We start from the raw sequence: 26447 nt of genomic DNA, 5'->3' as shown, positions 1-26447 counted from the left end.
AGGTTGAAATATTTTATTAATAGATATTAAAAAACAGCATTAAAAAGCAAAAAAAATGCTTTACCGCAAAGAAAAGCAAAATATAAAAAATTTTACAGCGCTGGTGGGTTAGCGAAAAGCGAGAGAGGTTTCCCTCTCTCAGGAATAACATCAGGCAACGAACTGGCGGAACAACGCTTTTCCTTTAAGCAAACGAATCCCCAGCCAGCCGCCGCATAGCGAAAGAAGTAACGCACCGGCGACCGGCAGGATGGCCCACAATCGCCAGTCGGGCTCCCAGGGGAAATCAAACACTTTGGTTTGCAGCATGCCTGACGCGGTTTCGGCGCCCATCGCGGCCACCAGACCCGATACCAGCCCCAGCACGGCGAATTCGCACCACAAGGTGGTTCGCAGCAGCCTTTTCCCGGCTCCCAAAGTACGGTAAACCACCAGCTCCTGATGCCGCTGACGCATTCCCACCTGTACCTGCGCCAACAGCAGCAGAACACCACACGCGGTGACCAGCACCACCATCACTTCCAGCGCACGGCTTACCTGCTCCAGCACCTGCCCAACCTGGCGCAGTATCGCGCCAATATCCAGCAGGCTGACCGTCGGAAACTCCCGGTTTAGCTGCGTTAGCAGGCCGTTGGCGCCTTCCCAGCGGAAGCTGGTCAGCCAGCTTTGCGGTTGGTTATCCAGCGCGCCCGGCGGGAAGATGAAGTAGAAGTTAGGCCGCAGGCTTTCCCAGTCCACTTTGCGCAGGCTTGAGACTTTAGCCGTGAAATCCTGCGTATCTCCCATAAAGGTAACGGTATCGCCTAACTTGATATTTAACCGCTTCGCCACGCCTTCATCCATTGAAACCTCACCCGCTTCTGGCGGCCAGTTTCCTGCCAGAATTGGATTATGATCCGGCTTCTGGCTTTGCCATGTCAGGTTCAGCTCGCGGTTTAGCGCTTCGTCCGGATTACCCTCGGTGGACTTGCCGTTTATCGCCGTCATGCGCGCCCGCACAATCGGATAGAAAGGTTCGGGGATAACCTGATGCCCGGCTAAAAACGTTTTCACCGGCTGCACCTGCTCGCTGGCGATATTCAGCAGGAAATAGTTCGGGCTTTCTGGCGGCAACTGCTGCTGCCAACGGTCGAGCAAATCGCCGCGCAACACCAGCAGCAGGGCCAGCAGCATGAACGACAGCGAGAACGCCGCCAGCTGGCTTAACGTCGTCCACGGCTGGCGCAGCAGACGATTCACCGCCAGACGCAGCGCGAGATGCTTTACCGTCAGCCTTTTGAGCAGCTTCAGCATGCCCCAGCCGACGATGCCGCAAAGCACCGCCAGCACGACGGTCCCGGCGAGCACCGCCCACAGCATCATGCTGGCGCCCATGAGTAACGCCAGTAGAAGCACGACGACGATACTGACGATCGGCAGATAAATTTTCAGCGGCCAGACGTTAGCCACCGCGTCACGGCGCAACACGCGCAGCGGCTGGGTCGCTAACAACAGACGATAAGGACGCAGCCCGACCAGCAAAGAAATTACCACCATCGATCCTACCGCCCAGACCCAGGGCCACAGGCTCGCGGGCGGAAGCTCTGCCGGCAGCACCGGTTTTAACAGGCGCATCAGGACGGCTTCAAAGAATATTCCGGCCGCTCCGCCGGTAATAGCGGCAAGGACGAGCACCATCAGCCACTGGCCGATAATCAGCTTACGCAGCGCCGTTCGCCCCGCCCCGAGCGTTTTCAGGATAGCAACCAAATCGTAACGGCTGCGGCAGTAATGATTCATCGCCACCGCAACGGCAGCCACCGCTAACAGCAGCGTCAGCAGCGCGGAAAGCAGGAGAAACTGCTGTGAGCGTTCGAGGGATTTACCCAGCGCGCCGTCGTCCTGCTCCATGCCGTACCACCGCTGTTCCGGTTTCAGTTTCGGCAGCAGGTATTTTTCGTAAGCTTCTATCTGCTGTGGCGTGCCGCCAAACTTGTAACGCCAGGTAATGCGGCTGCCAGGTTGCACCGCGCCGGTTTTTTCAACGTCCGCCAGATTCATCATCAGCCGCGGAGCCATCTGGAAAGGATTGAAGCCGGAATCTGGTTCCTGCACCACTTCGCCCGCAATGCGCAGCGTGGCATCGCCCACGTCCAGCGAATCGCCGACTTTCAGATTCAACAAAGCCATTAAACGCGGCGCGAGCAACACGCTGCCCGGCTCTGGCTTCAGGCCCGGCGGTTTGGTTTCCAGCTTGCCATACATCGGATAGATAGCGTCCACCGCTTTGACGCTCGCCAGCTGCGGCGTGTCGCCTGCAAATGTCATGGTGGCGAAGGTGAGCTGTTTGCCCACTTTCAGGCCGTCTTTATGCGCCTGGTTTAGCCACTCTTCCGGTACGGCCCGCGCGCTACGTAGCGCACGGTCGCCCGCCATAAAGTCGCGGCTTTGTTGATTAAGCCCCTGCTCCAGGCGGTCACTTATGTTGCCGAGCGCCAGCACGCAGGCCACCGCCAGGCTCAGGGCCAGCCAGACGATAAGCAGCGAGGGCGAGCGCCATTCGCGCCAGAACCAGCGGGCTATCATGCCTCCTCCCACAATTTACCTTCACGCAGGCGCAGGCGGCGATCGCAGCGGGCGGCCAGCTGTTCATCGTGGGTGACGAGGATCAGCGTGGTGGCGAAGTCACGGTTAAGAGAGAAGAGTAAATCGGCGATGCGATCGCCAGTTTGCCTGTCCAGATTGCCGGTTGGCTCATCGGCAAACAACACGCCGGGACGTCCGTTAAATGCGCGCGCCAGGGCAACGCGCTGTTGTTCCCCACCGGAAAGCTGGGCCGGAAGGTGATGCAGCCGTTTACCCAGCCCAAGCTGTTCGAGCAGGGCTTTAGCCTGCGCGCGGCTGGCGGAATCATGCTCGCCGCGTAACAGCGCGGGCAGTTCGACGTTTTCCAGCGCGTTTAAAGTTGGCACCAGCATGAACGACTGAAATACGAAACCGACGTTTTTCGCCCGCAACGCAGCACGCGCTTCTTCATCCATGCTGTGCAGCGGCTGCCCGCAGAGATGCACTTCGCCTTCGCTACCATCGTCCAGCCCGGCCAGAATCGCCAGCAGCGTGGATTTCCCCGAACCGGATTCACCGATTAAGGCGATGGTTTGCGCCGGTTTGACAACCAGCTCAACTCCGGTAAGGATGGAGAGCTGATGTTCCCCAAGACCTACGGACTTACTAAGACGATGAACTTCAACCATGTTTTCCGCTGGCATTTGCCCTTCCTGTTTCTGGCTTTGATGACCTTCCGCGCCGCCGCAGCGGACACGTTGTTGATTCTGGGTGATAGCCTGAGCGCCGGTTATCGCATGTCTGCGACCGCCGCCTGGCCCGCGCTGCTGGAGACGAAATGGCGGCAGCAAAATACCAGAGTAATTAACGCCAGCATCAGCGGCGACACTGCAACGCAAGGGCTGGCGCGCCTGCCCGGTTTGCTGAAACAACATCAGCCGCGCTGGGTACTAATTGAACTGGGCGGTAACGACGGCCTGCGCGGTTTTCAGCCGCAGGCCATCGGAAAAAGTTTGCGCCAGATAATCACCGAGGTGAAAGCGGCAAACGCTCAGCCACTTTTGATGCAAATACATCTGCCGGCAAACTATGGCCGTCGGTATAATGAGGCATTTAGCGCTATTTATCCGCAGCTTGCCAAAGAGTTTGCTATTCCTCTGCTGCCCTTTTTTATGGAGGAGGTTTATCTGAAACCGCAATGGATGCAGGATGACGGCATTCACCCAAACAGCGATGCTCAGCCGTTTATCGCCGACTGGATGGCGACCCGTCTGGCTCCTTTGGTTAACCACGACAGTTAATCACGACTCATGAACAATCGGGGCACCCCTCGGGTAAAGTTATGCAAAAATCCATCTTAATCACGGGCTGTTCCAGCGGTATTGGCCTGGCGTCCGCAAAAGCATTGCAGTCGCTTGGCTACCGTATTCTGGCCGCCTGCCGCAAACCCGAAGACGTCGAACGCATGAATCAGGCCGGTTTTACCGGCGTGCTGCTCGATCTCGACTCACCGCAAAGCGTGGAACGCGCGGCGGCAGAGGTCATCGCCCTGACCGGGAATCGTCTCTACGGGCTGTTTAACAATGGCGGCTACGGCGTTTACGGGCCGCTGCAAACCCTTTCCCGCGAACAGCTGGAACAGCAGTTTTCCACCAACTTTTTTGGCGCTCACCAGCTAACCATGCTGCTGCTGCCCGCCATGTTGCCACACCGCGAAGGCCGCATCGTGATGACCAGTTCGGTGATGGGGCTTATCGCCACGCCGGGACGCGGAGCCTACGCCGCCAGTAAATACGCGCTGGAAGCCTGGTCAGACACGCTGCGTATGGAGCTGCACCACAGCGGCATTAAGGTTAGTTTGATAGAACCAGGCCCAATCCGCACACAATTTACCGAGAACGTCAATCAGACGCGCACCGACCGGCCCGTTGAAAATCCCGGCATCGCTGCGCGTTTTACGCTTGGCCCGGAGGCGGTGGTCGAAAAAGTGCGCCATGCTTTTAGCAGCTCACGACCGAAGTTACGCTATCCGGTGACGCTTGTTGCCCATGCGATGTCCTGGCTACGCCGCCTGCTGCCGGGCCGCGCGCTTGATAAAATTTTACGTGGTTGAGTTGAAGAGAAGCCAGCCGCCCCCATGTAAAAACAAATTGTTATAAGAGAGTAAGCCATGTCAGCCCACTATATTATCGACATTACCGAAGCGAACCTGCACCAGACCCTGGAACAATCCGTTACCACGCCAGTCCTGTTTTACTTCTGGTCGGCACGCAGCCAGCACTGCGAAGAACTGACCCCGGTGCTCGACAAGCTCGCCGCGCAATATCAAGGGCAATTCATTCTCGCTAAAGTGGATTGCGACGCTGAACAGATGGTTGCATCCCAGTTTGGTTTACGCAGCATTCCCACGGTTTACCTGTTCCAGAACGGGCAGCCGGTAGACGGTTTCCAGGGTCCGCAGCCGGAAGAAGCGATTCGCGCCCTGCTCGAAAAAGTACTGCCGCGCGAAGAAGAGCTGAAAGCTCAGGAAGCGATGCAGCTTATGCAGGAAGGCAAGCATGCGGAAGCGCTGCCGCTGCTGAAAGACGCCTGGCAGATCTCTGCTCAGAACAGCGAAATTGGCCTGCTGCTGGCGGAAGTGCAGATTGCGTTAAACCGCAGCGAAGATGCCGAAGCCGTGCTGAAAACTATCCCGTTGCAGGATCGGGACACTCGCTATCAGGGTTTAGTCGCGCAGATCGACCTGCTCAAACAAGCCGCCGATACGCCTGAAATTCAGCTGCTACAACAGCAGGTTGAACAGGATCCGGAGAATGCGCAGCTGGCAAGCCAGCTGGCGCTTCAGCTGCACCAGGTTGGCCGTAACGAAGAGGCTCTGGAGTTGCTGTACACCCATCTGAAAAAAGATCTGGGTGCCGCCGACGGGCAGGTACGCAAAATGCTGATGGAAACCCTTGCAGCGCTCGGCACTGGCGATGCTCTGGCATCTAAATATCGCCGTCAGATCTATTCCTTACTCTACTAAGATTTTATTTAAGGAATAAACGGTAACAAACGCGGAAGTCACTGAATGTTTCTGCACTAGCGGTTAAACTAGCATCAAAACAACCAGGAGGTTTTTTGATGCTAATCGTGATCCCCGTACTGATCCTCGTCGCGCTGATAATCGTCGGTGCCGGAGTAAAAATCGTCCCTCAGGGCTACCAATGGACCGTGGAGCGCTTTGGCCGTTACACCAAAACCCTGATGCCGGGCTTAAGCCTTGTGGTGCCGTTCATGGACCGCATCGGCCGCAAAATCAATATGATGGAGCAGGTGCTCGATATCCCCTCTCAGGAAGTCATTTCCAAAGATAACGCCAACGTCGCCATCGACGCGGTATGTTTTATTCAGGTAGTCGATGCGCCACGCGCCGCCTACGAAGTCAGCAATCTTGAGCTGGCGATCATCAACCTCACCATGACCAACATCCGTACCGTGCTCGGCTCCATGGAGCTCGACGAAATGCTCTCCCAGCGTGACAACATCAACACGCGCCTGCTGCATATCGTGGATGAAGCGACCAATCCGTGGGGCATTAAGATCACCCGTATTGAGATCCGCGACGTGCGCCCACCGGCTGAACTGATTGACGCCATGAATGCCCAGATGAAGGCAGAACGCACCAAGCGTGCCTATATCCTTGAAGCCGAGGGGATTCGCCAGGCGGAAATCGTCAAGGCCGAGGGTGAGAAGCAGTCGAAGATCCTGAAGGCGGAAGGTGAACGCCAGTCGGCATTCCTGCAGGCAGAAGCCCGCGAACGTAGCGCCGAGGCGGAAGCCCGCGCAACGCAGATGGTTTCTGAGGCTATCGCCAAGGGTGATATCCAGGCCGTGAATTACTTCGTTGCGCAGAAATACACCGATGCGCTGCAACAGATTGGCTCAGCGAATAACAGCAAAGTAGTCATGATGCCGTTAGACGCCAGCAGCCTGATGGGCTCCATTGCCGGTATTAGCGAACTGATCGCGCAAAGCGGTAACGAGCGTAAAAAATGATGGCCTTGCTGCTTACCCATCCGCACGTCTTCTGGCTGACGCTGGGCGGCCTGCTGCTGGCGGCAGAGATGCTCGGTGCCAGCGGCTATCTGCTGTGGAGCGGCGTGGCGGCGGTTTTAACGGGGCTGCTGGTGTGGCTCCTGCCGCTGGGCTGGGAGTGGCAGGGCGTTTGTTTTGCTCTGCTGACGCTAGTGGCGGCCTTTCTCTGGTGGCGCTGGCTATCAACCCGCAAGCAGCAGGAACCGGGTGAAGTGCTCAACCAGCGAGGGCATCAGCTGGTAGGCCGTCATTTACGTCTGGACGCGGCGCTGGTCAACGGACGCGGGCATGTGCGAGTCGCCGACAGCTCCTGGCCCGTGATGGCAGACAGCGATTTGCCTGCGGGAGCTGAAGTTGTCGTGATCGCCGTCGAAGGCATCACGCTAAAAGTTCAGGCGCGTTAATTTGTCTGCTGGCGATGACAGCAGCCGGAAAGGTTGTCGATTATCGGGCAATCGGCGCTGTCATCGCCCGGGCAGGATTCCGCCAGGGCAAGCAGCTGCTGGCGCATCGCCTGCAATTCACCAATATGTTTTTCGATGTCCGCCACTTTTTGCAGCGTGCGGGATTTCACATCCGCACTGTGGCGCGCGGGATCGTTAAACAGATTCACCAGCTCGCGGCACTCTTCCAGCGTAAAGCCAACCTGACGCGCCTGGCGCAGCAACGTAAGTTCATCAAGATGTTTTTGCGTGTATGTCCGGTAACCATTTTCAGAGCGAAACGGCGTCGTCACCAGCCCCTTCTCTTCATAAAAGCGGATCGCTTTGCTGGTTAAACCGGTTTTTTTGGCAACGTCGCTGATATTCACATCCCCTCCTTGACCTTCCCCTGACTGGAAGGTTTAAGCTTATCATATTCCCAAAACAAGGAGCCTGATGATGTCTCAAATTATCGATCTAAACCTTGATGGCCTGAGCTGCGGCCATTGTGTCAAACGCGTAAAAGAAAGCCTTGAACAGCGTGCCGACGTTGAACAGGCTGAAGTGACGCAAACGCATGCTCGTGTTACCGGCAGCGCTTCTGCGGATGCCTTAATCGAAACCGTAAAACAGGCTGGTTACGGCGCGGAAGTCGCCAGCCACCCAAAGGCTGAACCGCTGACAGATGAGTCATCAATCCCGTCGGAAGCCCTGACAGCGGTCGAACCTTCGCTTCCGGCAGCCGCCGAATTAGACGACAGCCAGCAGCTGTTGATAGGCGGAATGAGCTGCGCCAGCTGCGTCAGCCGGGTACAAAATGCTTTGCAGGATGTCCCCGGCGTAAGCCAGGCACGGGTAAACCTTGCGGAGCGCAGCGCCCTCGTGATGGGCTCTGCCTCCGCCGAATCCTTAATTCAGGCCGTGGAGCGCGCCGGGTACGGTGCCGAAGCGATTGAAGATGATATGAAACGCCGGGAGCGCCAGCAGGAAACGGCTAACGCGGCAACCAAACGCTTCCGCTGGCAGGCCATTCTGGCGCTGGCGGTGGGTATTCCGGTGATGATCTGGGGCATGATCGGTGACAACATGATGCTCACCGACGATAACCGTTCAACCTGGATGACCATCGGCGTTATTACTCTTGGGGTGATGGTTATTGCTGGCGGGCACTTCTACCGCAGCGCCTGGCGCAGCCTGATGAACCGCGCTGCCACCATGGATACGCTGGTGGCGCTGGGTACGGGCGCGGCGTGGCTCTATTCGATTACCGTCAATATCTGGCCGCAGCATTTCCCGATGGAGGCGCGCCACCTTTACTACGAAGCCAGCGCGATGATTATCGGCCTGATTAACCTCGGGCATATGCTGGAGCAGCGCGCCCGCCAGCGCTCATCCAAAGCCCTTGAGCGTTTGCTGGATTTAACGCCGCCAACCGCTCGCGTAGTGACTGACGAAGGCGAAAAATCGCTTCCTCTGGCCGAAGTTACCGCCGGAATGACGCTGCGCCTTACTACCGGCGACCGTGTGCCGGTGGACGGCGAGATTAGCCGGGGCGAAGCCTGGTTTGATGAAGCCATGCTGACGGGCGAGCCGGTTCCCCAGCAAAAAGCGGACGGCGACGCCATCCACGCCGGGACTGTTGTGCAGGATGGCAGCGTGTTATTCCGCGCTACGGCGACCGGCAGCCATACAACGCTGTCGCGCATTATCCGCATGGTTCGTCAGGCGCAGAGCAGCAAGCCGGAAATCGGGCAGCTGGCCGATAAAATTTCTGCTATGTTTGTTCCGGTCGTGGTGCTGATTGCTCTGTTTAGCGCGGCAGTCTGGTACTTCGTCGGCCCTGCCCCACAGATTGTTTATACGCTGGTGATTGCCACCACGGTGCTGATTATCGCCTGCCCTTGCGCGCTGGGACTTGCTACGCCGATGTCGATTATTTCAGGCGTGGGGCGTGCGGCTGAATTTGGCGTGTTAGTGCGTGATGCCGATGCGCTACAGCGGGCCAGCACTCTCGACACTATTGTTTTCGATAAAACAGGTACGCTGACGGAAGGCAAACCCCAGGTCGTGGCGGTGAAAACACATGGCGGCATGCAGGAAAACGACGCCGTAAGGCTAGCTGCGGCGCTTGAACAAGGCTCCAGCCATCCACTTGCCCGTGCAATTCTGGAGAAAGCGGGCGACATTAAGCTGCCGGAGGTTACCGGCTTCCGTACTCTGCGTGGTCTCGGCGTAAGCGGCGAGTCCGAAGGTTGCGCGTTGCTGCTGGGCAATAAGGCGTTGCTCGACGAGCAACAGATTGATACCCGGCCGCTGGCAAATGAGATTGAGGCGCAGGCAAGCCTGGGCGCAACGCCGGTGCTGCTGGCAGTAAATGGCAAGCTCGTCGCCCTCTTTGTCCTTCGCGATCCGTTACGGGCCGACAGCGTGAGCGCGCTGCAACGCTTACACCGTAACGGCTATCGCCTGGTGATGCTGACCGGAGATAATCCAACGACCGCGAACGCTATTGCTAAAGAAGCGGGCATCGACGAGGTCATTGCCGGAGTGCTGCCGGATGGCAAAGCCGAGGCGATTAAAAATCTGCAGCAGCAGGGACGCCAGGTGGCGATGGTAGGCGACGGTATTAACGATGCGCCCGCGCTGGCCCAGGCGGAAGTGGGTATTGCCATGGGCGGCGGCAGCGACGTCGCGATTGAGACAGCGGCCATCACGCTGATGCGCCATAGCCTGGTGGGCGTGGCAGACGCGCTGGCGATTTCCAGAGCGACGCTCAGAAATATGAAGCAGAATCTGATGGGTGCCTTTGTTTATAACTCAATCGGCATCCCGATTGCCGCCGGCGTGCTTTACCCGCTTACCGGTACGCTGCTTAATCCGGTGGTTGCCGGGGCTGCGATGGCGCTTTCTTCCATTACGGTAGTGAGCAACGCTAACCGTCTGCTGCGTTTTAAACCTGAAGATTAAGCGCCGGATGGCGCGATGCTTTTAACAACCTGATTGCTGGCGGATAAGCAAAACGTTATCCGCCAGCTTGCTTATAGCTTTTCCGTCTTAGCCATTCCTTTTCGTTTTTTAACCTCTTTCCCGCTTCCCGCTATAGTCATCCCTGGCCGTAACTGATTATTTTACAAGGAACTACAGGGTGAAAATGTCGATACTTCATTTATACCGCGCCGCTGCTTTACTCCTGGCTGGCCTGCTGCTGGCGGGTTGCGATCAAAGCGGCAGCGATGCGAAACACATCAAAGTCGGCGTGATTAACGGCGCGGAGCAGGACGTGGCGGAAGTGGCCAAAAAAGTTGCGAAAGAGAAATACGGTCTGGACGTTGAGCTGGTGGGCTTTAGCGGCTCGTTATTGCCGAACGACGCAACCAGCCAGGGCGAACTGGATGCTAACGTGTTCCAGCATCGTCCGTTCCTGGCAGAGGACAACAAAGCGCATAACTACAAGCTGGTGGCGGTGGGCAATACCTTTGTATTCCCGATGGCGGGCTATTCCCGCAAAATCAAAGCAGTTGCAGAACTAAAAAATGGCGCCACCATTGCGATTCCAAACGATCCAACCAATCTTGGCCGGGCGCTGTTGCTGTTGCAAAAAGAAAAGCTGATCGCGCTTAAGCCGAATACCGGTCTGCTGCCCACGGCGCTGGATATCACGGCAAATCCGCATCATTTGCAAATCATGGAGCTGGAAGGGGCGCAGCTGCCGCGCGTACTTGACGATCCGAAAGTCGATGTGGCTATCATCAGCACCACCTATATACAGCAAACCGGCTTATCGCCGGTGCACGACAGCGTATTTATTGAGGACAAAAACTCGCCGTACGTCAATATCATCGTGACGCGAGAAGATAATAAAGAGGCGGAAAACGTTAAGGAATTTATCCAGTCGTATCAGTCACCGGAAGTAGCAAAAGCGGCGGAGAAAATCTTTAACGGCGGAGCCGTGCCGGGCTGGTAATTTACCAGCCGGGGCCGGGCCTGCGTTTTGGTCCGGCCCCGGCACGTAGAAATTTGCACCTTCTTCCCCACGGCGGTAGCATGACTTTTTAGCCAGGGAGTTTGCTGTATGGGTTTGCTGTCGCGCATTCGCTCACTGTTTTCAGGCCTTGCCACCACAACCTATCCCTGGCCTGCGCTGGATGTTGCGCTCCCCGGCCAGCGCTATCTCCACCTGGTAGGCAGCATTCATATGGGGACCCGTGATATGGCTCCCCTGTCACAGCGCTTACTCGACAAACTGCGCGATGCGGATGCGCTGATTGTCGAGGCCGATATTTCCGAAGGCGGCTCCCCCTTCTCTCGCAATGCGGATGAAAAGCCTCTTGAGCAGCGTTTATCCCCTGCGGACTGGCAGCGGGTCGTTTCCCTGACGCAGGAGCTGGGCATTTCGCTTAGCGCTATTGATAACCAGCCGGCATGGCAAATCGCGCTGGTGCTCCAGGCTCATCAGGCCCAACGCCTGGGGTTACGTCCTGACTACGGCATCGATTTTCAACTGCTGGAGGCGGCCAAAGCGCTATCTGTGCCGGTGGTGGAGCTGGAAGGCGCGCAAAGCCAGATTGACATGCTGATGCAGCTTCCACAGGGCGGAATGCCCCTGCTGATGGACACGCTGACCCACTGGCATACCAACGCCCGACTGCTGCAAACGATGATCGGTTGGTGGATGGAAACGCCGCCGCCGCCGCAGGATAATACCGCCCTGCCAAATACATTTGGCGAGGAGTTATACGACGTGCTCATGTACCAGCGTAACCGTCAGTGGCAGGCTTTTTTGCAGCAGCTTCCCGCCGGACGTTACGTAGTTGCCGTGGGCGCGCTACATCTTTACGGGGAAGGAAACCTGCCTAACCTCTTGAAAAAAATCTAAAAAAATGGCCAATATCGCTATTGGCCCGTCAAAGAGAATTAAGTTTATTATTGTTGTTATTTCGGACGATTTAACGACCGAAGCTGGAATTGTCGCTCAATGTGAAGATTAACGCTATCACTATTAAGCGGGTTTATAGTATCTATAAAACATATCACCTGAATTACAATTCCGTGCGTTTTTGAGACAATTTTTGCAGGAAGGATGAAATGACGCCCGCCGTAAAGCTCCTTGAAAAGAACAAAATTCCTTTTCAGCTCCATACTTATGATCACGATCCCAGCGAAACTAATTTCGGTGATGAAGTGGTTCGCAAGCTGGGACTCAATGCCGCGCAGGTGTATAAAACGCTGCTGGTGGCGATGAATGGCGATATGAAGCATCTGGCCGTGGCCGTTACCCCCGTATCGGGGCAGTTGGATCTAAAGAAAGTGGCGAAAGCGCTGGGCGTTAAAAAAGTTGATATGGCAGATCCGATGGTCGCACAGCGCGTCACGGGATATCTGGTCGGCGGCATCAGCCCGCTGGGACAAAAGAAACGCCTGCCGACGGTAATTGACGCGCCGGCGCAGGCGTTTGACTCGATTTATATTTCCGGCGGCAGGCGCGGGCTGGATATTGAGCTTGCCGCGAGCTTTCTGGCAAAGCTGCTTGATGCCAGCTTTGCCGATATCGCCCGCCGCGATTAATGTCAGGTTCCTTCCCCCGAAGCTTCTGCTTCGCAAAAGAGCAATTTCGGTCAGGACGATAACCGCTCTGGTCGGCAAAGTAGCCGTTCTGAGGGTGGGAAAATGACTAACGGCAAAGCAGAACTTTACGCCAGACGATTCGAGCAGGTATTCACGCACATTGAGCAGCACCTGGACTGCCTGCTGACGGTTGAACAGCTCAGCGCGATCGCCTGCTTTTCACGATGTCACTTTCATCGTCAGTTCAGCCTGTACTGCGGCGTTAGCATCAGTCGCTATATCACGCTGATGCGTCTAAAAAGAGCCTCATTTCGCCTGGTGAATAAGCCGCAGGACAAGGTCATTGATATTGCCCTGGACGCTGGCTTTGAAAATCCGGAATCATTTTCCCGCGCCTTCAAATACACCTTCGGCCTCTCCCCGAGCGAATTTCGCAAGGATCCCGTTTGGGTTGACCGGCATGTGCATTTTCAGTTTCCCGGGCGGGAGACGCAGCAGAGGATGGAAAGAATGGATGTGAAAATTATTAACGTAGCGCCGATAAAGGTCGCGGCGATCCGTTGCGGGTTAATAAAACCGTGGAGATATTTATCAAGTGGCGCAAGCACATCCGGAATGGAGGGTTCTTTGTCATTACTCCGAATGGGGTCAAATACCACCCCGGCCGCCTGCGCGGCTTCAGGCATCACCCGCAGCGCCACGCGGGACCAGTCGTTTCTGACGGTCCGTCCCCGCATGGTCAACGCCGCAAAGCTGCGTTTCTGAACCTGGCCGTACCGGTCCGGGGAGCCTGTCGTCGGACCAGGTTTCTGCCGAAATTTCATTTGTCCGCAGCAGAGGGCCAGGCGGGGCGATTTATCCAGCGTCTGCAACTGTGCCACAGTCTGCCTGTACCAGAGCATGCATTGCAGACGGATGTTTTACTGTCTTTGAAGTGAAGCGGTCAGGCAGGAATGGGTCTGGAAAACCCTCCCCCTTGCGGGAGAGGATTGACGAATTATTACTGCCAGCGCACCTCGCCTTTCGGCTCGTAAGCGTTCACATCCAGCGGTGAGTTTTGTTCGATGTACTGCTTAAGCACTTCCGCATCCACAAAACCGGTATTGACATAGGCCGGTTTTTTATCGATAGCCGGATAGCCGTCGCCGCCGGTGGCGTTAAAGCTCAGCGTCGCCATACGGTAGGTTTTGGCTGGGTCAACCGCTTCGCCTTTTATTTTTAAATCCTGCAAATTGCCGCCGGTTGAAACAAAACTGACGTTGGCAAACTGCGGATACGCTCCGGAATCAGGCGTTTTCTTCGCAACAGCAGTCAGGTATTCAACGACTTCTTTACCCGACATATCGACATAAGCCAGGGTATTGCCAAACGGCTGCACCTTCAGCACATCTTTATAGGTAATATCGCCCGCTTCGATAGAATCGCGAATACCGCCGCCGCTCATCACCGCAAAATCTGCGCTGGTGCGCGCCATTTGCGCGGCAAGGATGACATGCGCGAGGTTCGTTTGTACAAACCGAACTTTGCTGCGATCCCCTTCCAGATGCCCGTTCACGCTGCCCACTTTTACCTTAAGCTGCGCCTGGCCTTTATTCTGGAACGGCGTTAACAGCGAAAGCATGCGCTGATTTTCAACGATTTGCGGAGTGTAAAGTACGCGCTCACTTTCGCCGTTGTCGTAGGTAATTTTCTTCTTCAGATTGATGGGAATCAGCTGATAGTGGACCAGCTTCATCTCGCCGTTGCGGAATTCAAAATCCGCGCGGCCAACGTATTTTCCCCACTCGTGCGCCTGCACAATCCATGTGCCGTTTTGCTTATCCGGCGCGCAGGGCGTACCCGGCACGTAATCAACCTGCTTTTTGTTTTCGGAAGCCATGCAGACTGGGTTTTGTGAGTGACCGCCCACAATCATTGTCAGCGCGCCTGCTGGCAGACTGCGCGCCATTTCAACGTCCCCCGGCGCGTTGGAGCCGTGTTCGCCGTTATCATAGTGACCCATGTGGGTCGCAGCGATAATCACGTCCGGCTTTTCTGTACTTTGCAGTTCCTGAATCGCCAGCTTCGCTTCGTCGGCAGGTTTGCGGAATTCGATATCGGTGAAGAATTCAGGGTTACCGATTTTTGCGGTGTCGTCTGTGGTCAGGCCAATTACCGCGATTTTAATGCCCTGCGGTTTGAAAATGGCCCAGGGTTTAAATAAGCGTTCCCCGGTGCTTTTTTGATAAATATTGGCTGAAAGCAGCGGGAATTTGGCCCATTTTTCCTGCTGGCGCAAAACCGAAAGCGGATTGTCGAACTCATGGTTCCCGATAGCCATCGCGTCGTAGCCAATCAGATTCATGCCGCGGAAATCGGGCTCTGCATCCTGCAGGTCGGATTCCGGCACGCCGGTATTGATATCACCGCCCGAGAGCAATAGTACGCTACCGCCTTTCTGCTTCACTTCTTTACGCACGCTGTCCACCAGCGTTTTCTGCGCGGCCAGGCCATATTCGCCATATTCATTACGCCAGAAATGGCCGTGATGGTCGTTGGTGTGCAGAATAGTAATGTTGTAGGTTTTGTCTTTTTCCCACGCCAGCGCAGATACGCTCGTCAAACTCAACGCCACTAACAGTGCCGACGCTAACCCTTTAATTGCCAACCGCATTGAAAATCTCCATTTTCTTAAACCTGAACCATTATCAGAATGTTAGCAGGCGAGGCAAATAAGTTTTATGAATTGCGACTTTCCTCAAAACTTGCCTGCGGGTATGTTATCAGGGTAACAATAATCCACGGATACGCCTGCAATCCGTAACCGTTATCCGTTTCAAAAATAATAATCAGCTTTTCAACAGGTGTTTATGGCAACCTCCGAACAAACCCTCACGCCGCCGGAAGCAAAAAAGGCGCGCACCTCTTTTGGCATTTTAGGGGCTATTAGCCTCTCGCATTTGCTTAACGATATGATTCAGTCGCTGATTCTGGCGCTCTACCCGCTGCTTCAGGCTGAATTTTCTTTAAGCTTTGTCCAGATAGGTATGATAACCCTTACCTTCCAGCTGGCCTCTTCGCTATTGCAGCCGGTGGTGGGCTATTACACCGATAAATATCCGATGCCGTGGTCGTTACCGATTGGTATGTGCTTTACGCTTTGCGGGCTGATACTGCTCGCGCTGGCGGGTAGCTTTCCGATGGTCTTACTGGCGGCGGCGCTGGTCGGCACGGGCTCATCCATCTTCCACCCTGAATCATCGCGCGTGGCGCGTATGGCTTCCGGTGGCCGTCATGGTCTGGCGCAGTCCCTGTTCCAGGTGGGCGGTAACTTCGGCAGCTCACTCGGGCCCTTGCTGGCGGCGCTGATCATTGCTCCTTACGGCAAAGGCAACGTTGCCTGGTTCGTGCTGGCCGCGCTGCTGGCGATTATCGTGCTGCTGCAAATTAGCCGCTGGTACGCCGCCCAGCATCTGATTGCAAAGGGTAAGCCTAAAGCGCCGGTGATTAATCCGCTGCCGCGCGACAAAGTCATTCTGGCGGTTTGCATTCTGCTGCTGCTGATTTTCTCGAAGTATTTTTATATGGCGAGCATTAGCAGCTATTACACCTTCTATTTAATGCATAAATTTGGGCTGTCGGTGCAAAACGCCCAGTTCCACCTGTTTGCCTTCTTGTTTGCCGTCGCCGCCGGTACGGTGATTGGCGGGCCGCTGGGCGACAAAATAGGCCGAAAATATGTCATCTGGGGATCGATTCTCGGCGTTGCGCCTTTTACGCTGGCTTTACCCTACGCCTCTTTGTACTGGACGGGCATATTAACCGTTATTATCGGCTTTATTCTCGCCTCTGCTTTTTCTGCAATTCTGGTGTATGCCCAGGAGCTGATGCCGGGACGTATCGGCATGGTTTCCGGGCTATTTTTCGGCTTTGCCTTTGGTATGGGCGGGCTCGGAGCTGCGGTGCTTGGCCTGGTGGCCGATCGTACAAGTATCGAGCTGGTTTACAATATCTGCGCCTTCCTGCCGTTGTTGGGTATTTTGACCATATTCCTGCCCGATAATCGGCATAAATCGTAGCTTTAACCGGCCAAAGACTTTCTTTGGCCGCTTTTTTACCCCATGCTTCCTCGCCTCCTCCTCGCCATAACTGTCTGAAACAACGCTTAGTGCCTTCTTTTTGTCGAAATGCGCCTTTTACTAAAAATTTAATAATCATTCACCAACGCCGATAAAAAAATTGTCATAAACTAATAAGGTGATTTTTGGACTAATGCCCAAAACTGGACCCCACTGCTTACGAAAGGAGACGGAATGCATCATGCCACACCGCTTATCACCACCATTGTTGGTGGTCTTGTGCTCGCTTTTTTATTCGGAATGCTTGCCAACAAGCTGCGGATATCACCGCTGGTTGGATATTTATTAGCAGGCGTGCTCGCGGGTCCATTTACGCCAGGCTTTGTCGCTGATACCAAACTGGCACCGGAACTGGCGGAATTAGGCGTTATCCTTTTGATGTTCGGCGTGGGTCTTCACTTCTCCCTGAAGGATCTTATGGCGGTAAAGACCATCGCCATCCCCGGCGCGATCGCACAGATAGCAGTAGCGACGCTATTGGGTATGGCGCTTTCCACAATGATGGGCTGGCCAGTAATGACCGGGATCGTCTTTGGTCTGTGCCTTTCCACCGCAAGCACCGTAGTGTTACTGCGCGCGCTTGAAGAACGGCAGCTTATCGACAGTCAGCGAGGGCAAATCGCCATTGGCTGGCTGATAGTTGAAGATCTGATGATGGTGTTAACGCTGGTCCTGCTGCCAGCGGTTGCGGGCATGCTGGAAAAAGGCAACGTGGGCCTGGCTTCGCTGTCGCTCGATATGGCTTTCACCATCGGTAAAGTCGCCGCCTTTATTGCCATTATGCTGGTTGTGGGTCGCCGTCTGGTGCCGTGGATTCTGGCGCGCAGTGCGGCTACCGGCTCGCGCGAACTGTTCACGCTCTCTGTGCTGGCGCTGGCGCTGGGCATCGCCTTTGGTGCGGTCGAACTCTTTGACGTGTCCTTTGCGCTCGGCGCCTTCTTCGCCGGGATGGTGCTGAACGAATCAGAGCTGAGCCATCGGGCCGCACACGATACCCTTCCGCTGCGCGATGCGTTCGCCGTGCTGTTCTTCGTTTCCGTCGGCATGCTTTTCGATCCGATGATCCTGATTCAGGAACCGCTGGCCGTACTGGGCACGCTGGCGATCATCGTTTTCGGTAAATCCGTCGCCGCGTTCGGGCTGGTTCGCCTGTTTGGTCACTCACAGCGCACGGCGCTGACCATCGCCACCAGCCTCGCGCAAATAGGTGAGTTCGCCTTTATTCTCGCAAGTCTCGGCATGATGCTCAATCTGCTGCCGCAAAACGGCCAAAATCTGGTTCTCGCAGGGGCGATTCTGTCGATCATGCTCAACCCTATCCTGTTCGCGGTGCTTGAGCGCTATCTTGTTAAAACCGAAACGCTTGAAGAGCAGACGCTGGAAGAAGCCATTGAGGAAGAAAAACAGATCCCTGTCGATATCTGCAACCACGCGCTGCTAGTAGGTTTTGGACGAGTTGGCAGCCTGCTGGGCGAAAAGCTTATGGCGCAGGGCATTCCGCTGGTGGTAGTGGAAACCTCACGTAGCCGGGTGGATGAGCTGCGCGAGCGAGGCGTGCGTGCCGTGCTGGGAAATGCTGCCAACGAGGAAATCATGAATCTGGCGCATCTGGACTGCGCCCGCTGGCTGCTGCTCACCATTCCTAACGGCTACGAAGCCGGGGAAGTCGTGGCGGCAGCGCGAGCAAAGTGCCCGAACATCGAAATTATTGCCCGCGCGCATTATGACGATGAGGTGGAATACATCACTGAACGCGGCGCCAGTCAGGTCGTAATGGGTGAAAGAGAAATTGCCAATACGATGATGGGGCTGTTAGAAAAACCTTTAACTCAGGATACGGTGACGGGGTAATTTATCTTTCTGGTGGGTTACTTTTTAACCCACCAGATTTCACATAACAAGTCGGCGCGCAGCATTTTCTACGCCTTTAAAGATTGCCTCGCTAATATGTTCGGGAAAAGTCGCTGGCACTAATGCTCTTGCCTGTCTCAGTACCTCGGGCGTTTTTTCATAAAACTCATGAATCAAATCCGCCATGCGAGATTCGCTAAATCCACATTTTTTAGCCGTTGCCAGGAAGTTGCGCGGATAAATCGAATGCCATTCGTACTTTTTCCCTTTTCCCGTCGAAGCTAACGCCATAGCCATTTTAATATTCTGCTTTGCGAGGCCACGTCCGCCAATAAGGGGATAGCAAGACATAATGTCGTATAACGGCGTCAGTTTATAGCCACCACCAGCCATTATTGTGACAGAATAATTTTTTGCGTGCCCATCGCTTGCCGCCAGCAGCCAGAAAAGAATATGGCTGCGCATAAAGGTTTCACGATCCCGATCAGCATTATCCGATCCCAGTAAAAATTTCATGATTTCCGCAATCCCCGGGCCGCCATCGCTTTCATATTTTTTAGTTGATGGAATACCTAAGGCCTGACAGATATCTTCCTGGGGAAGACGTGCAATCCAGCTTTTATTATTGATAAAACGGCGATCGAAACGCTCTACCGCTAATGCTTTGGTATTAGCCGTAGTGACGATCTCGCACTGCGGTACATCCAGGCCATAGAGTCCCGTCAGTAGCATGCTGAGCCATTCGTTTTCTACACTATCTCTTAGATCGAGCGTAAAGCTATGCCCCTGGATTTCTCCTACGGGCAATTTAAATATATGGGTTGTAGGCGTTATACCTTTAGGTAATTGCCAACGTTCCCGGTAGCGAAGCAGCGCGGTTTTTTCTTGCGCCCCGGCAATTGAAATACGGAAATCCCGCATATTTTTTTGCTGGAAGCGGGAAGGGCTTAAATAGCCGGTCAGCATTTCGTCCAACTCCTGCGCATCAATCACCTCACTATTTATTTGTTCAACATTCTGCATGACTTCTTCCGGAGGCTGCAATATTAATGCCCCGACACAATCACGGCCAATTTCATACAGTAAGTCGAAGGGTTGCAGTGAGTCGGCCTGGTAGCGGCTGGCTATTCGCTCGCGAATTTCACGGTTATCCGGCAGAAGATTGTCGAAGAAGTTGAAAACAACTTCCCCTGCGTATTCCGCGGTACGAAGTGGCATAGAAAGTGATACAGGACGAGCGCCTGATGTATTAAGCCAACGGGGATCGTAGCGGAAGATATTCGCCCCGCTTTTTTCCTGTATCAATTGTCCCACCAGGTAGCCGTTCATAAACACGGCCAAGCTTTTCATCTACCACTCCTCTTTCCATTTTTCAGAGCGGCCTTGCTCAGATCTCGGTTCAACATGAAGATCCATATTCATGGATGACAATATTTTAAATAAAGTATCCACTTGTGTTTTATCGGGGCTATTTTCAAATTTTGAGATGGTATCCTGCCGCAGTCCCACTTTCTCCGCGAGCGCTTCCTGCGTTTGTTTTCTTCCTTTTCGAGTATCCTTCAGGAAAATAGCTAGCTGTTGTGGGGAAGTGATCTTCATTTTTCGCCTCGCAGGTTTTTACCGGGACTAGCGTGTAAAATGGAGTTTAACGGCACTAGCGTGTAAAATCAATTTTACCGGTCCTGGCGCGTAAAAAAGGCTGATAAGTTTAACTTACCAGCCTTTCTTGAAAGACGGAGTTGGGTCAACTAACGATCCCAGTAAGACTCTTCCAGACTATCTTCACGCTCCGGCAAACCGCGCGTCAGGCGCGGGGAGTGCTGGTTCAGTACCTGATAGCTCACGCGGTTCGCGTATTTACACACCTGCGCCAGAGACGAATAGGTCAGCCAGGTGAACTGGTGCTTGCTGGAGTTCGGCACGTTGGAGCGGTGATAGTTATTCGCCGTAATATCATGCAGCAGCGCGGCCAGCGCACCGTCGCCTGCGCCATTGGTATTCATGATTTTTTCCGGGCCGCCCATGTACGGCGCGATATGGGAGAAAATGCGCAGCGGCTGGCGACAATCTTTATAACGCATCGCTCGGCTAAATTCGTATTGGTTAAATTCGGCTATCGTACCCGGTAACAGCGGATGCTGGGTGGTGCGTTTAGCCGACTCCTCCGTAAAGGCCGCCATATAAAGCCCAACCGGCCCGGCGGTGCAAAGCACTAAATCGACCCAGTCCAGCGCCCTGTCAGCGGCAAGTAGCGGATCGCTTTCGCCGGTCAGCGCCTCGCCTTCTTCTTCGTTCATCGCCAGAATCGAGACGTGCTCTTTCAGGAACGCCTGCCACCACTCCGGGTTTTCGGCAATCACGTATTTTGTGCCCAGCGTCAGCACGACCGGGACGTTATGCTTTTTGGCATAATCAATCGCCCGCATGGTGGCATCCGGCATTGGCTCGCCGGGTTTACAACGGACGAGGTAGGAGGTCAGCACCAGCGCGGAAGCCCCGGCAATGACTTCCTCAGGAATGCTGTCGGCGCGTAGCTGGTTCATATGGCCCGGGCTGATTGCAAAGGTGCGTTCGCCCTGCTCACCAATTAGCGTAAAGCAGCGGCCAATCGCCCCGTCTACGCCCTGCAGATAGTTGAGATCGGTACGGCTGGAGGTGTTGCATAAATAGCGGTAGGCATAGCTGCCGATTTCGATATTGCTGCACATCACGCCAAGCAGAACCGAACGGTCGTCCGCCAGCACGGAGTAGTTATGCATGGTATTGCCGATGGTGCCGCCAGCAAACTGGTGGGTAATGAGATTTTTTTGCACCAGCTCCCGGTACAACGCTTCCGCAACGTCATCGTCGATGACCAGAGAATGCCCGAAGCTTAACCCGTAACGCTGAACGAATTCGTCGTCAACTTTGGCTTCGATATCTACCAGCGTCTGATCGATACCAACAATCCAGGAAGTGCCGGTTTCGTTTTCAGGTTGAACCTGCTGCAGCAAAGGATCGCGGGCGCTTACGGGAAAATAATGTTTGGATTTGCGTTTACCGGGAAATTTCATGATGTTTTTGGGGGTGGCTAAACAGGCCGCGAATAGTAGCACATTCACGGCCCGTGGCACGATTAGCGATAGCGGTCGATGAGATTCACCATCATGGCGATGTGGGCAGGATCGTCATTGAGCGCGGGGATATATTCATACTTTGTGCCGCCCGCTTCGATAAAGACTTCACGGTTTTGTACCGCCATTTCTTCAAGCGTTTCCAGACAGTCCGCCGAGAAGCCGGGACACATGACCTGAATATGTTTCACACCCTTTTCTGCCACCATTTTCAACGTCTCATCCGTATAGGGCATCAGCCAGGGCTCACGTCCAAAGCGCGACTGGAACGTCATCATCACTTTTTCCGGCGGCAGTTCCAGCGCGGAGAGCAGTTCGCGCGTGGTATCGCGGCAGCGCTGCGGATAATCGTCACCTTCGTTAGCGTAACGCTGTGGAATACCGTGGTATGAGAGCAGAAGTAAATCCGGCTCGCCGTGCTGCGCAAAAGAACGCTTCACCGAGGCTGCCAGCGCGTTGATATAAGAAGTATCTTCAGCGTAATCGCGTATCAACGAGATGGAAGGCATGGTGCGGTAATCGGCAAAAATGCGTCCCAGCTCGTCCCAGACGGCGGCCACCGTCGAGCAGGAAAATTGCGGATAAAGCGGCAGCACCACAATATGCGTGACGTTATGCGACAGAAGTTCATCAACCGCGCTTTTTAACGAAGGATTGCCGTAGCTCATTCCCAGCACGACGGGCATGTCCGGCAGCTGTGCTGCCAGGGCCTGCTGCTGACGGCGACTGAACACCATCAGCGGAGAGCCTTCTTCCATCCAGACGGATTGATAAAGCTTTGCCACCCGTGGAGAACGCAGCGGCAGAATCACGCCGCGCAGCAGCGGCCACCAGAGCAGACGAGCGGTATCGACGACACGTTTATCGCTCAAAAACTGGCGCAGGTAGCGTTTAACCGCCGCCGGAGTCGGTGCGTCAGGCGTACCAAGATTTGCCAGCAAAACGCCTATTTTTTCCTGACCCATTACCCCTCCTTATCAACAAATTGCCGATAAGTGTAACGTAAAAGCACTCTGGAAAAACCGATAACAGTAAGAGGGAAAGTTGCAGATAAAAAAATACCGGGGCACGCCCCGGTATCAGACCGATGACAAACGCTCAACCAACACAGGTTGAACCTATACCACCGAATAAAAAATAAGGAAAATCAATTCATTGATTTTCGGCTGATAACCACAAAGAAGGAAAAACCACGCTTTTTCTTTCTTTGTCAGCAATCAAATACCGGGGCACGCCCCGGTATTTTACATCGGCTTTATATCAACCGAGGATTTTCGCCAGCTCTGCGCTGACTTCGGCCACTTTACGGGTGCCGTCGATTTTCACATATCTGGTGTTGCCCGCTTCGGCTTCTTTGCTGTAGTAAGCGATCAGCGGAGCCGTCATCTGATGGTATTCCACCAGGCGTTTACGTACGGTTTCTTCCCGATCGTCTTTACGGGTGGTCAGCTCTTCACCGGTTACGTCGTCTTTACCTTCGACTTTTGGCGGATTGAAGGTGACGTGATAAACGCGACCAGACGGCGCGTGTACACGACGACCCACGATACGTTCGACGATCAGTTCGTCTGGTACAGCGAACTCCAGAACCACGTCCACGCTGATGCCAGCTTCTTTCATGGCGTCGGCCTGTGGAATGGTGCGCGGGAAGCCATCAAGCAGGAAACCTTTACGGCAATCTTCCTGAGCAATACGCTCTTTCACCAGCGCAATAACCAGCTCATCGGTCACCAGCTTTCCAGCGTCCATGATGTCTTTGGCTTGTTTACCCAGTTCTGAACCAGATTTAACCGCGGCGCGTAACATGTCACCGGTAGAGATTTGCGGAATACCGTATTTCTCCATGATGAACTGTGCCTGAGTCCCTTTACCTGCGCCCGGAGCGCCGAGCAGAATGATACGCATTGCGTAATTCCCCATACGTTTGGATTTTGTGTACTTGGATCTGAGGCAATGACCTTATCATTAAAGGCGTATTCACCTCAAGGAAGCCAGGCGGGAGTAGCGCGCTTAATGAGATAAATGCTCCTCTCCCCAATGGGGAGAGGAAGAAAAAAGTGTGCCGAATGTCCCCTCTCCCAGGAAGAGAGAGGGTTAGGGAGAGAGAATTATCAGGAGACCAGAAGCTGGTTCATACGACGGATAAACTGGTTCGGATCTTCAAGCGTGCCGCGTTCTGCCAGCAACGCCTGATCGAGCAGCAGCTCTACCCATTCGCCAAACTGCGCTTCATCCTGGATGTCCGCGGCGCGTTTCACCAGCCCGTGATCCGGATTCAGCTCAAAAATGTACTTCACTTCCGGCACGGCCTGGCCCGCAGCGGCAAACAGTTTTGCCATCTGGGTGCTCATGTCGTTGCTGTCGGTGGTAACGATGGCTGGCGTATCGGTCAGACGATGCGTCAGGCGGACCTCTTTCACGCGATCGCCAAGCCACGTTTTCACGCGATCCACAAACGGCTCAAGGGCTTTTTCAGCTTCTTTCGCTTCGGCGGTTTCTTCGTCCGCCAATTTTTCCAGGGATTCGTCGGTTTTGCTCACGGACTGGAACGCAAAACCTCCGAACTCGGTCAGGTAGCTCATCATCCACTCATCGATGCGGTCGGAAAGCAGCAGCACTTCGATGCCTTTCTTACGCAGCAGTTCCAGATGCGGGCTGCTCTTCGCCGCCGCGTAGCTGTCTGCGGTGATGTAGTAAATCTTCTCCTGGCCTTCTTTCATGCGTGACACATACTCTTCCAGCGACACGGTTTGTGCAGAGGAATCAGTATGAGTCGTCGCAAAGCGTAGCAGCTTAGCGATCGCTTCCTGGTTAGCGTTATCTTCCGCCGGCCCTTCCTTCAGCACCAGGCCAAAGTTTTTCCAGAAGGTCTGGTACTTTTCGCTATCGTCTTTCGCCAGTTTATCCAGCATTTGCAGAACGCGTTTGGTCAGCGCGCTGCGCAGGTTCTGCGTTACGCGGCTGTCCTGCAGGATTTCACGGGAAACGTTCAGCGGCAGATCGTTGGAATCTATCAGGCCGCGCACGAAGCGCAGGTAGTTCGGCATGAACTGTTCGGCGTCGTCCATAATAAACACGCGCTGTACGTAAAGCTTCAGGCCGTGTTTATGATCGCGGTTCCACATATCCCACGGCGCCTGGGACGGGATATACAGCAGGCTGGTGTATTCCTGCTTCCCTTCCACGCGGTTGTGGCTCCAGGCCAGCGGGTCGGTAAAGTCGTGGGCGATGTGCTTGTAGAACTCGTTGTACTCTTCGTCCTTCACTTCAGATTTGCTGCGGGTCCACAGCGCCTGGGCTTTGTTGATTTTTTCCCAGCCGAGGATAGTTTCGCCATCTTTCTCTTCGCGGGTTTCGATTTCAACCGGCAGCGCGATGTGATCGGAATATTTACCGATGATGGAACGCACGCGCCAGTCGTCGAGGAATTCGTCTTCGCCTTCACGCAGATGCAGCGTGATTTCGGTCCCGCGATCCGCTTTAGTGATGTCCGCTACGGTATATTCACCCGCCCCTTCGGATTCCCAGAACACGCCTTCGTCAGCAGATGCCCCGGCGGCACGAGTGCGCACGGTGACCTTGTCCGCCACGATAAACGCGGAATAGAAGCCCACGCCGAACTGGCCGATAAGCTGGCTGTCTTTCGCCTGGTCGGAGCCCATGGATTCCAGGAAGGCTTTGGTGCCGGACTTGGCAATGGTCCCCAGATGATCGATGGCTTCGTCACGCGTCATACCGATGCCGTTATCGGCGATAGTCAGCGTACGTTTTTCTTTATCAAAAGAGACGCGCACGCGCAGTTCGCCGTCACCCTCGTATAGATCGGCGTGGGACAGCGCGCGGAAACGCAGCTTGTCTGCCGCATCGGAGGCGTTGGAGATCAGTTCACGCAGGAAGATTTCTTTATTTGAATAGAGAGAATGGATCATCAGGTGCAGAAGCTGTTTCACTTCAGACTGGAAGCCACGGGTCTCTTGTCCTTTCATGGTCATTGATACCTCAACAAAATCAAAATACAGGGGTGATAAAAACGTTGAGGAAGTAATGGGGATAGCGAAAGAATTTTTCAAGCGGGGAGACGAAGAATCTCCCCTTGTTCGATTAGAAGTTAATCTTGTGGCGCCCGGCCAGCGAGTGCGAAAGCGTGGTGCCGTCAACCATTTCCAGTTCGCCGCCCACGGGCACGCCGTGCGCGATACGGCTGGCATCTACGCCATACTGCCCGCACAATTCGGCAATATAGTTGGCCGTCGCTTCGCCTTCTACCGTCGGGTTGGTAGCCAGAATGATCTCTTTAATGGACTCGCTGGATAAACGCGCTTCCAGACGACCAAGTCCGATATCGTCAGGGCCGATGCCGTCGAGCGGAGAAAGATGGCCCATCAGCACAAAATAACGGCCGGAGAACTGGCCGGTGGCTTCGATGGCGTGGATATCCGCCGGGGTTTCCACCACGCAAATCTGCCCATTTTCCTGGCGGCGCGGGTTGGAACAGATAGCGCATACTTCCTGTTCGGTAAAGGTGCGGCAATCCGCACAGTGGCCGATTTCCGACATGGCGCGAGTCAGCGCCTGAGCAAGGCGCATTCCGCCGCTGCGATCGCGTTGCAGGAGTGCAAACGCCATGCGCTGTGCAGACTTAGGGCCAACGCCGGGCAGGCAACGCAGGGATTCCATAAGGGCTGTAAGTAGAGGGCTGGTTTGCATCGCTCAGATTTCTGAAAAAATAGTGGGCCATAGCCTAACATTAGCCCTGC

General features: G+C 54.7%; 23 protein-coding genes. 12 read left to right on the top strand and 11 right to left on the bottom strand.

Going from position 1 to position 26447, the window contains the following annotated elements; translation table 11 throughout:
- Positions 1 to 150 precede the first annotated feature (150 nt).
- Both ybbP and ybbA read right to left on the bottom strand, forming a co-directional pair.
- Positions 151 to 2565 (bottom strand): putative ABC transporter permease subunit YbbP, encoded by a 2415-nt coding sequence (ybbP, locus tag E2L00_RS13265; RefSeq protein ID WP_167612323.1) that lies wholly within the window; start codon positions 2563 to 2565, stop codon positions 151 to 153.
- Positions 2562 to 3248: a putative ABC transporter ATP-binding protein YbbA gene (gene ybbA, locus E2L00_RS13260; RefSeq protein ID WP_167612321.1), complete on the bottom strand. Its 687-nt coding sequence runs from the start codon at positions 3246 to 3248 to the stop codon at positions 2562 to 2564. The genes ybbP and ybbA overlap by 4 nt, the downstream gene beginning before the upstream one ends.
- Between ybbA and tesA the strand changes: the two genes are divergently transcribed.
- The 5 genes from tesA (at position 3219) to E2L00_RS13235 (ending at position 7025) form a co-directional block, all read left to right on the top strand.
- On the top strand, positions 3219 to 3845 hold the full coding sequence (tesA, locus tag E2L00_RS13255) for a multifunctional acyl-CoA thioesterase I/protease I/lysophospholipase L1 (RefSeq protein ID WP_167612318.1): 627 nt from the start codon (positions 3219 to 3221) through the stop codon (positions 3843 to 3845). The two genes, ybbA and tesA, sit on opposite strands and share 30 nt — an antisense overlap.
- Positions 3846 to 3886: 41 nt before the next feature.
- Complete coding sequence (locus E2L00_RS13250; protein WP_167612315.1) at positions 3887 to 4657, top strand: SDR family oxidoreductase; 771 nt, start codon at positions 3887 to 3889, stop codon at positions 4655 to 4657.
- Positions 4658 to 4714: 57 nt separating this feature from the next.
- Positions 4715 to 5569 (top strand): co-chaperone YbbN, encoded by an 855-nt coding sequence (locus tag E2L00_RS13245; RefSeq protein ID WP_167612312.1) that lies wholly within the window; start codon positions 4715 to 4717, stop codon positions 5567 to 5569.
- 98 nt (positions 5570 to 5667) lie between these two features.
- The gene (locus tag E2L00_RS13240) at positions 5668 to 6582 is read left to right on the top strand and encodes an SPFH domain-containing protein (RefSeq protein ID WP_167612309.1); all 915 of its coding nucleotides are present in this window, start codon (positions 5668 to 5670) and stop codon (positions 6580 to 6582) included.
- Positions 6579 to 7025 (top strand): NfeD family protein, encoded by a 447-nt coding sequence (locus E2L00_RS13235; protein ID WP_167612306.1) that lies wholly within the window; start codon positions 6579 to 6581, stop codon positions 7023 to 7025. The genes E2L00_RS13240 and E2L00_RS13235 overlap by 4 nt, the downstream gene beginning before the upstream one ends.
- On the opposite strand, the gene cueR is transcribed toward E2L00_RS13235, so the two are convergent.
- Positions 7022 to 7432, bottom strand: a complete 411-nt coding sequence (gene cueR / locus E2L00_RS13230; RefSeq protein WP_167612303.1) for a Cu(I)-responsive transcriptional regulator — start codon at positions 7430 to 7432, stop codon at positions 7022 to 7024. The genes E2L00_RS13235 and cueR overlap by 4 nt on opposite strands.
- Positions 7433 to 7502: 70 nt before the next feature.
- Between cueR and copA the strand changes: the two genes are divergently transcribed.
- The 5 genes from copA to E2L00_RS13205 all read left to right on the top strand — a co-directional run bounded on the left by copA (position 7503) and on the right by E2L00_RS13205 (position 13373).
- Positions 7503 to 10010, top strand: a complete 2508-nt coding sequence (gene copA, locus E2L00_RS13225; RefSeq protein ID WP_167612389.1) for a copper-exporting P-type ATPase CopA — start codon at positions 7503 to 7505, stop codon at positions 10008 to 10010.
- Positions 10011 to 10194: 184 nt separating this feature from the next.
- On the top strand, positions 10195 to 11007 hold the full coding sequence (nlpA, locus tag E2L00_RS13220; protein ID WP_201279418.1) for a lipoprotein NlpA: 813 nt from the start codon (positions 10195 to 10197) through the stop codon (positions 11005 to 11007).
- Positions 11008 to 11115: 108 nt separating this feature from the next.
- A complete protein-coding gene (locus E2L00_RS13215) occupies positions 11116 to 11919 on the top strand; it encodes a TraB/GumN family protein (RefSeq protein ID WP_167612297.1) in 804 nt (267 codons plus the stop codon).
- A gap of 209 nt (positions 11920 to 12128) precedes the next feature.
- The gene (gene ybaK / locus E2L00_RS13210) at positions 12129 to 12608 is read left to right on the top strand and encodes a Cys-tRNA(Pro)/Cys-tRNA(Cys) deacylase YbaK (RefSeq protein WP_167612294.1); all 480 of its coding nucleotides are present in this window, start codon (positions 12129 to 12131) and stop codon (positions 12606 to 12608) included.
- 102 nt (positions 12609 to 12710) lie between these two features.
- On the top strand, positions 12711 to 13373 hold the full coding sequence (locus E2L00_RS13205; protein ID WP_236127740.1) for a helix-turn-helix domain-containing protein: 663 nt from the start codon (positions 12711 to 12713) through the stop codon (positions 13371 to 13373).
- Between the two features lie 235 nt (positions 13374 to 13608).
- On the opposite strand, the gene ushA is transcribed toward E2L00_RS13205, so the two are convergent.
- Positions 13609 to 15261, bottom strand: coding sequence for a bifunctional UDP-sugar hydrolase/5'-nucleotidase UshA (gene ushA / locus E2L00_RS13200; RefSeq protein ID WP_167612291.1), 1653 nt, complete (start codon positions 15259 to 15261; stop codon positions 13609 to 13611).
- A 196-nt stretch (positions 15262 to 15457) separates the two neighbouring features.
- Here ushA and E2L00_RS13195 point away from each other — a divergent pair, with 196 nt between their 5' ends.
- Together E2L00_RS13195 and ybaL are read left to right on the top strand one after the other, a co-directional pair.
- On the top strand, positions 15458 to 16666 hold the full coding sequence (locus E2L00_RS13195) for an MFS transporter (RefSeq protein ID WP_167612288.1): 1209 nt from the start codon (positions 15458 to 15460) through the stop codon (positions 16664 to 16666).
- Between the two features lie 234 nt (positions 16667 to 16900).
- A complete protein-coding gene (gene ybaL, locus E2L00_RS13190) occupies positions 16901 to 18577 on the top strand; it encodes a YbaL family putative K(+) efflux transporter (protein ID WP_167612285.1) in 1677 nt (558 codons plus the stop codon).
- A 39-nt stretch (positions 18578 to 18616) separates the two neighbouring features.
- Here ybaL and E2L00_RS13185 read toward each other — a convergent pair whose 3' ends face one another.
- The 7 genes from E2L00_RS13185 to recR all read right to left on the bottom strand — a co-directional run bounded on the left by E2L00_RS13185 (position 18617) and on the right by recR (position 26397).
- The gene (locus E2L00_RS13185) at positions 18617 to 19927 is read right to left on the bottom strand and encodes a type II toxin-antitoxin system HipA family toxin (protein WP_167612282.1); all 1311 of its coding nucleotides are present in this window, start codon (positions 19925 to 19927) and stop codon (positions 18617 to 18619) included.
- Positions 19928 to 20176, bottom strand: a complete 249-nt coding sequence (locus E2L00_RS13180; protein ID WP_167612279.1) for a helix-turn-helix domain-containing protein — start codon at positions 20174 to 20176, stop codon at positions 19928 to 19930.
- Between the two features lie 149 nt (positions 20177 to 20325).
- A complete protein-coding gene (locus E2L00_RS13175) occupies positions 20326 to 21630 on the bottom strand; it encodes an inosine/guanosine kinase (protein WP_167612276.1) in 1305 nt (434 codons plus the stop codon).
- A gap of 62 nt (positions 21631 to 21692) precedes the next feature.
- Positions 21693 to 22655: a ferrochelatase gene (gene hemH, locus E2L00_RS13170; protein WP_167612273.1), complete on the bottom strand. Its 963-nt coding sequence runs from the start codon at positions 22653 to 22655 to the stop codon at positions 21693 to 21695.
- 295 nt (positions 22656 to 22950) lie between these two features.
- The gene (gene adk / locus E2L00_RS13165) at positions 22951 to 23595 is read right to left on the bottom strand and encodes an adenylate kinase (protein WP_167612271.1); all 645 of its coding nucleotides are present in this window, start codon (positions 23593 to 23595) and stop codon (positions 22951 to 22953) included.
- 206 nt (positions 23596 to 23801) lie between these two features.
- The gene (gene htpG, locus E2L00_RS13160) at positions 23802 to 25676 is read right to left on the bottom strand and encodes a molecular chaperone HtpG (protein ID WP_167612268.1); all 1875 of its coding nucleotides are present in this window, start codon (positions 25674 to 25676) and stop codon (positions 23802 to 23804) included.
- 115 nt (positions 25677 to 25791) lie between these two features.
- Positions 25792 to 26397: a recombination mediator RecR gene (recR, locus tag E2L00_RS13155; RefSeq protein ID WP_167612265.1), complete on the bottom strand. Its 606-nt coding sequence runs from the start codon at positions 26395 to 26397 to the stop codon at positions 25792 to 25794.
- Positions 26398 to 26447 lie beyond the last annotated feature (50 nt).

The organism is Cedecea colo (genome assembly GCF_011808225.1).
GTDB classification, from domain to species: Bacteria; Pseudomonadota; Gammaproteobacteria; order Enterobacterales; family Enterobacteriaceae; genus Dryocola; species Dryocola colo.
Note: the sequence above shows the minus strand (reverse complement) of the source record. Positions and strands in the feature narration are given on the sequence as shown.